The organism is Coleofasciculus sp. E1-EBD-02 (assembly GCF_040218245.1).
Classification (GTDB): Bacteria; Cyanobacteriota; Cyanobacteriia; order Cyanobacteriales; family Coleofasciculaceae; genus Coleofasciculus.
Map to the genome: position 1 here is coordinate 1 of NZ_JAVJQN010000244.1, position 9,964 is coordinate 9,964.

Annotated in this window: 8 protein-coding genes and 1 pseudogene; 4 read left to right on the forward strand and 5 right to left on the reverse strand. The window is 47.2% G+C overall.

The window, feature by feature from the left end; translation table 11 throughout:
- A partial coding sequence (locus RIC07_RS35650) for a transposase (protein WP_446398642.1) occupies window positions 1–152 on the forward strand: 152 nt, incomplete at its 5' end.
- A 4-nt stretch (window positions 153–156) separates the two neighbouring features.
- Here RIC07_RS35650 and clpX read toward each other — a convergent pair.
- From clpX to tig, 3 genes are all read right to left on the reverse strand, one after another.
- The gene (gene clpX, locus RIC07_RS35655; RefSeq protein WP_446346504.1) at window positions 157–1,497 is read right to left on the reverse strand and encodes an ATP-dependent protease ATP-binding subunit ClpX; all 1,341 of its coding nucleotides are present in this window, start codon (window positions 1,495–1,497) and stop codon (window positions 157–159) included.
- A gap of 10 nt (window positions 1,498–1,507) precedes the next feature.
- Window positions 1,508–2,233, reverse strand: a complete 726-nt coding sequence (gene clpP, locus RIC07_RS35660) for an ATP-dependent Clp endopeptidase proteolytic subunit ClpP (protein ID WP_446379731.1) — start codon at window positions 2,231–2,233, stop codon at window positions 1,508–1,510.
- A 219-nt stretch (window positions 2,234–2,452) separates the two neighbouring features.
- Entirely contained in the window at window positions 2,453–3,916 is a 1,464-nt protein-coding gene (gene tig, locus RIC07_RS35665) for a trigger factor (RefSeq protein ID WP_446398638.1), read from the reverse strand.
- Window positions 3,917–4,580: 664 nt separating this feature from the next.
- On the opposite strand from tig, the gene RIC07_RS35670 reads away from it, so the two are divergent.
- The 3 genes from RIC07_RS35670 (at window position 4,581) to RIC07_RS35680 (ending at window position 9,099) form a co-directional block, all read left to right on the forward strand.
- Entirely contained in the window at window positions 4,581–5,624 is a 1,044-nt protein-coding gene (locus RIC07_RS35670) for an aspartate-semialdehyde dehydrogenase (RefSeq protein ID WP_446398639.1), read from the forward strand.
- 155 nt (window positions 5,625–5,779) lie between these two features.
- The gene (dapA, locus tag RIC07_RS35675) at window positions 5,780–6,664 is read left to right on the forward strand and encodes a 4-hydroxy-tetrahydrodipicolinate synthase (protein WP_446379725.1); all 885 of its coding nucleotides are present in this window, start codon (window positions 5,780–5,782) and stop codon (window positions 6,662–6,664) included.
- A 641-nt stretch (window positions 6,665–7,305) separates the two neighbouring features.
- A complete protein-coding gene (locus RIC07_RS35680) occupies window positions 7,306–9,099 on the forward strand; it encodes a ribonuclease J (protein WP_446398640.1) in 1,794 nt (597 codons plus the stop codon).
- A gap of 54 nt (window positions 9,100–9,153) precedes the next feature.
- Here the strand turns inward: RIC07_RS35680 and RIC07_RS35685 are convergent, their stop codons facing one another.
- Together RIC07_RS35685 and RIC07_RS35690 are read right to left on the reverse strand one after the other, a co-directional pair.
- Window positions 9,154–9,393 (reverse strand): leucine-rich repeat domain-containing protein, encoded by a 240-nt coding sequence (locus RIC07_RS35685; RefSeq protein WP_446398641.1) that lies wholly within the window; start codon window positions 9,391–9,393, stop codon window positions 9,154–9,156.
- A 54-nt stretch (window positions 9,394–9,447) separates the two neighbouring features.
- A pseudogene (locus RIC07_RS35690) lies at window positions 9,448–9,964 on the reverse strand (RRXRR domain-containing protein); the annotation flags it as partial.

Here is a 9,964-nt window from a genome sequence, read left to right on the forward strand (position 1 = left end):
ACAAGAAAAGGGTTTTGTGGACAGGTTCTTATTTTGTCTCTAGCTGCGGTGGCGTTACAATAGAAAGGCTTAAGGTCTACATCCAAGAGCAAGAATGTCCTGATTCATCCCATCGCGCTCAAGCGAGGGTCTTCTCAGGACGGGAAGGATAAAAGTTTATGCCGATTCTGGTTTAGGTAGAGATGACGGATGCAGCAACAGTTCGGCTGTCGAGCGTTTCTCTACCATTTCCCGCGTAATCGTACAGCGAGTCACATCCTTGCGCGAGGGTAACTCGTACATCACCTCTAGCATCAACTCTTCCACAATACCCCGCAGCGCTCGCGCTCCCGTTTTCCGCCGATAGGCTTCTTGGGCAATGGCTCGCAGCGAGTCTTCGGTAAACCCAAGCTGCACATTGTCCATCTTCAACAATTTCTGATATTGCTTCACTAAAGCATTGCGCGGCTGGGTCAAAATCGCGATCAGAGCTTCTTCATCCAAGGGATCAACCACCGCCGCGATGGGGATACGACCGATAAATTCCGGAATCATCCCGAACTTCACCAAGTCATCGGGTTCTAAATGTCGCAGTAAATCCGCCGCCCGTTTTTCTTTGGACTGACCTTCTCCCGGCTGAATAAAGCCGATTGAGCGCTTACCAAAACGCTGTTCAATCACCTTCTCTAAACCGACAAAGGCACCACCACAAATGAATAATATATTACCTGTATCAATCTGAATGCAGTCTTGATAGGGATGCTTGCGTCCGCCCTGAGGTGGCACATTGGCAACGGTTCCCTCAAGCATCTTCAGTAACGCTTGCTGAACCCCTTCCCCAGAAACATCTCGCGTAATCGAAGGGTTTTCGCTCTTGCGGGCAATTTTATCAATTTCATCGATATAAATAATTCCCCGTTGCGCTTCTTCAACATCCAAATCTGCTACCTGCAACAGCCGCAGTAAGATGTTCTCAACATCTTCACCCACATAACCCGCTTCCGTCAGCGTTGTCGCATCAGCAACGGCAAAGGGGACATCGAGTACAGCCGCTAAGGTTTGCGCCAGTAAGGTTTTACCACAACCCGTGGGTCCCAAGAGCAAAATATTAGACTTTTGCAGTTCCACCGGATCATCTGCCCCAGCTTTGCCCTTTGCCTTGGCTTCAAGAAAACTTAGGCGCTTATAGTGGTTATAAACAGCCACGGATAGGACTTTTTTCGCATCGTCCTGACCGATGACATGTTCGTCAAGATAGTTTTTCAGTTCCCGAGGTTTAGGAATCTGATTCAGTGACAAACCGGATGCCCGAGTGCGACGTTTTTGTGGGGGTTCCGAGCGGGGGACTTGCTGGGGAGCCGGAGCGCTGGAATCAAGCAACTCCTCATCTAAAATTTCGTTACATAAATCTACACATTCGTCGCAAATGTAGACTCCCGGTCCCGCAATTAGCTTGCGAACCTGCTCTTGAGACTTGCCACAAAATGAACATTTTAGATGGGAGTCGTATTTAGACATAAGGAGCCTCTTACTTAATAGAAGTGACGGTGGCTTCGCTCTTGAGATTTTCTCGCGAGATAACTTGGTCTACTAAACCATACTCTTTGGCTTCCGCTGCTGACAGAAAAAAGTCGCGCTCAGTATCCGTGGCGATTCTTTCATAAGGTTGACCCGTATGATACGCCATTAGCTCATTGAGCTGATTCTTATGATATAAAATTTCCTTGGCTTGGATTTCGATGTCAACGGCTTGTCCCTGGGCACCGCCTAGGGGTTGACTCATCATAATCCGGGCATTGGGCAGGGACATGCGTTTTCCAGGGGTTCCCCCGGTTAGTAGAATCACGCCCATATCCGTCGCCGCACCAAAACAGATGGTGACAATATCGGGGCGAATCTGTTGCATCGTGTCGTAGATCGCCATTCCCGCAATCACTCCCCCAAGTCCGAGAATGGGACCACCGGGGGAGTGAATGTAAAGCTGGATATCCTTGGTTGGATCTTCGGCTTCTAAATACAAAAGCTGGGCAATGATCGAGTCAGCCACTACATCATTGATTCTTGTTCCCAGAAACACAATCCGCTCCCGCAGCAGCCGCGAGTAGATATCAAACGCCCGTTCCCCGACGCCAGACTGTTCAACCACCATCGGGACGATGTTGCTTGAATTTGAATGACTATTTGTACTAACAGAGTAAATTTCCGGGGAACTCCAGCTTGTAAATGAGTAATCAGGGAACTGGGATTGCAGCATAGAACAAGGATTAAAGTATTTGTGTCAACAAGTGAATGGTTTTCCCGGCAGGTTTGAACACAGATGTTCTCCGGAAGCCTTGGGCGGGAGTTACCCACGTTAACTTCTAGTTACCATTATGCCTTAGCAACATCAATAAGTGCTGAAGATGGCGATTAAATCTTTTGCCCAAGACTGATCGCTCCGGCTTGTTCTGGGTTAACTCCCCAACCCCCACGTTTATTCGTTCGCTGCCGTTTGCTCAGAAGCATCAGGGGTGGGTGATGGTTCCTCGCTTTCCTGATCAGCCGTGGCTTCAGGTTGAGCGGTGGTCTCTTCACTTGCCTCAGAGCCAGTTTCCGGTGTATCCGTTGTTTCTTCGGTCTCTAGTGAGCCTTCCGGAACCAGTTCAATGGTAGCGTGTTCTTCCAACCATTGAATCGCTTTCTCTTTAAGCAAATCCGACTTGACGAACTCCCGCAAGCGTTGTGGATCGACATCTTGTCCTGCCAATTGTTTCATCACTTCCTGACATTTGGCATCCATCTGTTCATCATCCACGGTCAGGGATTCCCGTTTCGCCAGTTCTTCAAGAGCAAGGGATTGGCGCAGGCGGGCGATCGCATCAGGGCGGGAACGCTGACGCAGTTGGGGCATCATTTCCGCTGTGAACACTTTCTGCAGATCCATCCCATAGTTTTCCATCTGGATCGCCGTCTGGGTTAATATCGTTTGAATTTCCTGCCCAATCAGGGTTTCGGGTAGGTCAATCTCAACTTGTGCCACCAGCGCTTCGATCAGAGCGTTTTCCTTATTCGTTTTGGTTTCTTGCTCAGCTTTTTCAGCAAATTGTTTTGCCAAGGATTCGCGCAATTCGCTGATGGTTTCCTCTTCGCTAATGTCTTGGGCGAAGTCGTCGTCGAGTTCCGGTAACTCTTTTTCCTTGAGTTCTTTGAGGGTAAGGGTAAAGACAGCACTCTGGTTGGCTAAATCCTCTCGTGGATAATCCTCCGGAAATGTCACCGACACCTCTTTGGTTTCCCCCGGTGTCATGCCCACAATTCCCTGAACAATGTCAGCCAGAAATCGTCCTTCTTCGAGTTCTAGCTGAAAGTCAGTCGCCTCACCGCCAGAAATATCAACGGCTTCCTCTCCCTCAGGTGTCAAACGACCTTTATAATCCACAACTGTCACATCACCCATTTGAGCAGGGCGGGATTCGACGGGAATCAGCGTGGCGTGCTGAACCTGGCGTTCTGCTAAAAAATTATCCACCGCGTCAGGATCGGGTTTTACTTCTTCAGCTTGAACACTGAGATTCCCGTAGTCTCCCAAATTTATGTCTGGCGGCACATCCACCGATGCCGAGAATGTTAACGGTTGTCCCGGCTGGAACTGACTCAGTAGTTCTTCAAAGGTGGAAACTAGCTGGTAGTTGCCCAGTGCCTCAATGGTTTCTTGGCTCAGGGCGTCCCGTAAACTATTTTGTACCAAATCTTCCAGCGCCGCTTCTTTGATCCGTCCAGGACCCAGACGCTGGAGCAAAATTTGACGCGGTACCTTTCCCTTGCGAAACCCAGGAATGTTGGCAGAGCGGGCAAGATTTTGCACGACCTTCTCGTAGACCTTCTTGGTCGTTTCGGCAGGAATTTCAATTTCCAGACCGAGTTGGCTCTTGGGGAGTTTTTCCTGAGTAACTTTCATTGACGCTTATTTTGGAGACAACTGAATTTTAGCTCTTTCGGGGGGATGCATCACGCTCACTCAACAGTAGAGCGTGAGATCAACAGCTTTGTGATCATCGAGTTCTTTTAGAGGGTAATCCAAACACCTCATGATATGCTAGTCTGACAACGAGTTATTTTGAGTTCTAGTCATTGTTTCAGGGTATAAAAGAGACATAGATTGAGTCGGTCGGGCGGGGTTTCCGTATCTGATGATAGTACATTCAGAACGTTTACAGCAGCGAATCTACCCCTAAACCAGCTAGGCTAGGCAAAAGGTTTCCACTGTCGAAGCCAGGAGAACTTGGACTGCCTGTTCCAGCAGACGTAGCCAGCTACGTCTAGAAGCCAGGATATGAATTGAGCTGCCTACTCATCAACTCCGAACGAGAACTGTTATCGTTAATTTGTCCCGTTAAGGGCAAGCCAACGGTAATATCTCAGTCAATTGGCGCAAACCTAGGATCGTCGTGTTATCACAAGACAAGAATTGCATTTGTTCAAATCTTATGGGTTTTGTCAGAATATAGATTACATATTTCCCTTAAATAATGTTTTAAGCTTAAGAAAAATTAATTGTTTTTTTGGCGACGTTAAGTCACTGTCCACAGAATCGATGTGTTAAAAAATTGGAGGTAGATCGTTTGTCTAGTCAAGTTCGCGTTGCTATACTGGGCGCAACGGGTGCAGTCGGCGCCGAGTTACTGGAATTATTAGAAAGCCGTAACTTTCCCCTTACCCATTTAAAGCTTTTAGCCTCACCCCGTTCGGCGGGACGGACTCTCCAGTTTCGAGGCGAATCCCTACCGGTGGAAGCCGTGGGGGAGGATTCGTTTAAAGAGGTGGATTTGGTTTTAGCCTCGGCTGGGGGGTCAACATCCAAAGCTTGGGCATCTAAAGCCGTTGAGCAGGGAGCTGTGGTGGTTGACAATTCCAGCGCTTTTCGCATGAATTCTGACGTCCCCCTGGTTATTCCCGAGGTCAATCCGGAAGCGGCGGCGAAGCATAAAGGGATTATCGCCAATCCCAACTGCACGACGATATTAATGGCAGTAGCCGTTTGGCCCCTGCATCAGGTGCAACCTATCCAACGGATTGTCGTGGCTACCTATCAATCAGCTAGCGGTGCAGGTAGACGGGCGATGGAAGAACTCAAAGCCCAAGCTCAAGCCATTTTGCAGGAGCAAACGCCACCAACGGAAAGCTTTCCCTACCCCTTGGCATTTAACCTGTTTCCACACAATTCTCCCTTGAATGATCAGGGATATTGTGAGGAAGAGATGAAAATGGTCAATGAAACCCGTAAGATTTTCAACGATCCCCAGATCCGCATCAGCGCAACTTGTGTTCGAGTTCCTGTGCTGCGAGCTCACTCAGAAGCGATTAATCTAGAGTTTGCTCAACCCATGTCTGTCGCCACAGCCAAGGATCTACTGGCTAATGCGCCGGGAGTGCAACTGGTGGAAGATTGGCAGGCAAATTATTTTCCGATGCCGATAGATGCTACGGGTAAGGACGATGTACTGGTGGGGCGAATTCGACAAGACTTGTCTCATCCCGGTGGATTAGAGATTTGGTTGAGTGGTGACCAAATTCGCAAAGGGGCAGCTTTGAATGCGGTACAAATTGCCGAGTTGTTGGTGGAACGAAATTGGTTAAAGCCAGCAACAGCAATGATGGCTTATTAATTTGTCATTGGTCTTATGTCCTTTGTTCTATCCTGTGGCAAAGCTGTTGTGTGTCTATTGTCGTTAGTTCAGAGTTGATTTTAGCTCTATCCCTAATGACTAATAACCAATGACCAATGACCAATGACTAACGACCAAAGAGGAGTGAAATAAGGGTGGTCAATTTTGGACGTGTATTAACGGCAATGATTACGCCGTTTAAAGAAGACGGCAGTGTGAATTATCAGGTTGCTGAGAAATTAGCGGCTCATTTAGTGGAACAGGGTACCGATACCGTCGTCGTCTGTGGTACGACGGGTGAATCACCGACACTGACATGGGATGAAGAGTCTCAGTTATTTCAGGTGGTGCAAAAAGCGGTGGCGGGAAAAGCCAAGGTAATTGCTGGCACAGGGTCAAATTCTACCCAAGAAGCGATCGCAGCCACCCAAAAAGTCGCTAAACTAGGGGTAGATGGTTCATTACAAGTTGTTCCCTATTACAATAAACCCCCACAAGAGGGACTCTATAATCATTTCCAGGCAATTGCTAAATCCAGCCCTGACTTGCCTGTGATGCTCTACAATGTACCAACGCGCACGGGTCAAAACCTCCAACCGGAAACTGTTGCCCGTTTAGCGGAAATTCCCAATATTGTAGCGATTAAAGAGGCGAGTGGTAGCTTCGAGCAAGGCAGTCAAGTACGGCGTCTGACGCCACCGGATTTTGCCATTTACTCAGGAGAAGATTCCTTTACCTTAGCCTTATTAGCACTAGGGGCAAGTGGAGTCGTCAGTGTTTCCTCCCATCTCGTTGGTCTAGAACTCCGGCAGATGATCCAGGCTTTCCAAGCGGGTCAAACTGACCTAGCCAGAGATATTCACTTAAAGCTTTTTCCGTTATTTAAAGTCTTGTTTTGTACTGCCAATCCTATTCCACTCAAAGCCGCATTAAAACTTCAAGGATGGGACGTCGGTTCACCGCGTCCACCCTTGAGTGAGCTGCCGATGGAATTGGAACAACAAGTCAAGACGGTTCTCCAAGACCTTTCTTTACTTTAAATTGCCATTAATGTTGTTGATGTAGATGTATAGGAGAGTTAAATTTCCCGTAAAATAAATACAGCGAAACATTTATCTATGAACTACTCTTGATTTTTGGGCTAAAGTAGCCTATTATCTGCTCCTTGCCCATTGAGGTGCTAGAGAGATAATTTATCGAAAATTCCCTAGTTTTTATCGATAAACTCTAGAAACCAGCTCGGTTTTTTAATAAAACTTGTGAGTCAAGTTGAATTAATGACAGCAGGCATTGAGCCAAGGATACCATTTTGAATGGTAACTTCGTGGTCTTTGTTGTCTGGATTTTTATAGCCGTTCTCAATGATGGATCACATATTATGTTTTTTCTTTTCGATAGGTTCACTTATATAGCAGTACGCACTCTAGTGAGGACAAATGAAGAAAAGTTTAAATCGCTCAAGCTCTTGTAAGGTAAGCTTTTTTGTTCACTATTACCCATGACACACCGAGCGAAGCCGAGGTGTTGCCTATTGCCTAGCGCGTAGCGCTATAACTCAAATAAAAAAAGCTACCATTTCTGACAAAGTTGAGTTAGTCTAGATTAAATAAGACAAGTTTATTGCCAAAATTTTATTTCCTAAGAAATGGCAATTTTCAATTCAGGTTTAACGTTGTAATTAATGAGTAATAGAACTCTCAAAGGAGGCAAATTGACTAGCAAAAAATCTTCACCCGCTCTAAAAATTATTCCCTTAGGTGGGCTGCATGAAATTGGCAAAAATACCTGCATTTTCGAGTTCAATGACGAAATCATCCTTTTGGATGCAGGATTAGGATTTCCCAATGATGAAATGCACGGGGTTAATATCGTTCTACCCGATATGACCTATTTGCGAGAAAATCGCCATAAAATCAAGGGCATGATTGTCACCCATGGTCACGAAGATCATATTGGTGGACTTCCCTATCACTTGAAGCAATTTGATATTCCCGTCATTCACGGACCTAGACTGGCGATGGCGCTGCTGAAAGGCAAACTGGAGGAAGCTGGAGTTAGCGATCGCACCAAGTTAAATTCCGTGAGTCCTCGCGACATGGTGCGGATTGGCTCATCCTTTATGGTCGAATATATTCGCAACACTCACTCCATTGCCGATAGTTTTACCGTTGCGATTCACACCCCCATTGGCGTCGTTGTCCACACCGGAGACTTCAAAGTCGATCATACCCCGGTCGATGGTGAATACTTTGATTTTCAACGATTAGCCGAACACGGGGAAAAAGGTGTCCTTTGTCTCCTCAGCGATTCCACCAACGCCGAAGTTCCCGGACACACTCCATCTGAAGCGTCTGTTTATCCCAATCTGGATCGTATTTTCTCCCAAGCACCGGGACGAATACTGGTCACCACATTCGCCTCATCAGTTCATCGAGTGCAACTGATCTTAGATCTGGCACAAAAACAAAACCGAGTGGTGTCTGTTGTCGGGCGTTCCATGCTCAATGTGATTGCCCAAGCTCGTAATCTGGGGTATATCAAGTGTCCTGATAGCTTATTCGAGCCACTCCACGCCGCGAATAGTTTACCCCCAGAAAAAGTATTAATTCTCACCACTGGATCTCAAGGTGAACCCTTGGCTGCTCTCACCCGTATTTCCAAAGGGGAACACCGGAAACTGAAAATTCAAGAGGGTGACACAGTAGTCTTCTCCGCGAATCCCATTCCCGGAAATACGATCGCGGTTGTCAATACCATCGATCGCCTAATGATGCAAGGGGCAAACGTGATCTATGGACGCCATCAAGGAATTCACGTTTCCGGTCATGGCGCTCAAGAAGATCATAAACTAATGCTCGCCTTAACCCGACCCAAATTTTTCATGCCTGTTCACGGGGAACATCGGATGCTGATCCAACATGGCAAAATGGCGCAAAAGATGGGTATCCCGGCAGAAAATATCGTGATTACCAATAACGGAGATGTGGTGGAATTAACCGAAGATAGCATTAGTGTTGTCGGTCAAGTCCCCTCCGGTATTGAGTTAGTCGATCGCTCCGGTATCGTGCATCATGAAGTCCTCAAAGAACGTCAGCAGCTTGCAGGAGATGGGGTAGTGACTGTCGCCACCGCCGTAAGTTGGGAGGGTAAACTCCTCGCCCAACCGGAAATTCACCTGCGGGGTGTCGTGGCTAGTGTGGAGAAATCCTTGCTTCAACAATTAGTGATTAAGCGGATTGAGCGGACATTGAGTGAGCAGTGGACCGACTTTGCCAAGTCATTGGATGGCAAAAAACAACCAGAAGTTGACTGGACAGGATTGCAACAGAAAATTGAGGGGGATTTAGAACGGTTAACTCGTCGCGAACTGCAAAGTCGTCCTCTCGTAGTATTCTTACTACAAACTCCAGAGGAACCCCAAGTGAAACGGGTAGGACGTCGTCGCCAGCGTACAGCGGCTAAAGCGGCTTCTTAGATTATTTTCGGCTGTAGAGACGTAGCATGCTACGTCTCTACTCTTGCTAAGTTTTCAGAATTTGCAAATATCTGGGGGACTGACTGGGCAAGTTGGTTGTGCATTAGCGGAGCTATCCAAAGAAATCTCATTGCCTTCAAGAAAAAGCATCGTCAGATTTGTGAGTTCTGATAGAGGATTGATATCAGTAATTTGGTTGTAATCTAGGTAAAGCACCTCCAAGTTAGTGAGTCTGGCTAGAGAATTGATATCGGTTATTTGATTGTTAATAAGTTGAAGCAAATTTAGATTCATCGTATACCTCGTGAGACTCCGGGTTCAGCAAAGCAACCCGGAGAGGGATAGAGGTCAAATCGACCCTTTCAATAAGGGGAGATTTGACAATCCAGTTGCAGGCGCGACAATTAATCCCGTGCTTCGCTGCAACAACCGGACTTTCTTGGCAGTAAACTGCCCAAGTCTTTTCCAGCTAGCATCGCTAACTGAAACCTGCTTCTCAGTGTCTCCAGAACACCAACCGATGTAAGCCTTTCCAGCTTTTTCGGCTAAAACCTTATCACCTTTTCTGAACCCATGACGGGTAACTGTGCCACCGTATTTGCGCCGCTTATTACCCTTGGATGGAACACAAAGATGTAACTGCCTGCGGCTAACGGGTGGTCTACGGATTACTGCAAATGGCGCAGGTGTGATCTGAACGTTACCGCACCAACCGCCGTGTTTAGTATTATCCGAATGCCATTCTCGCCACTGGGTAAACTCAAACGCCGCTAATGTTACTCCATCAACGGCATGTGTGGCTGGTGTCTGATCAGCTTTGTTTCTCTTGTCCTTGGCTAACCCCAACCACTGTCTAAGCTGGCTG

Coding starts and splice junctions, on each gene's coding strand:
- clpX (WP_446346504.1), bottom strand. CDS start 1,497: ATGTCTAAATACGACTCCCATCTAAAATGTTCATTTTGTGGCAAGTCT.
- clpP (WP_446379731.1), bottom strand. CDS start 2,233: ATGCTGCAATCCCAGTTCCCTGATTACTCATTTACAAGCTGGAGTTCC.
- tig (WP_446398638.1), bottom strand. CDS start 3,916: ATGAAAGTTACTCAGGAAAAACTCCCCAAGAGCCAACTCGGTCTGGAA.
- RIC07_RS35680 (WP_446398640.1), top strand. CDS start 7,306: ATGAGTAATAGAACTCTCAAAGGAGGCAAATTGACTAGCAAAAAATCT.
- RIC07_RS35685 (WP_446398641.1), bottom strand. CDS start 9,393: ATGAATCTAAATTTGCTTCAACTTATTAACAATCAAATAACCGATATC.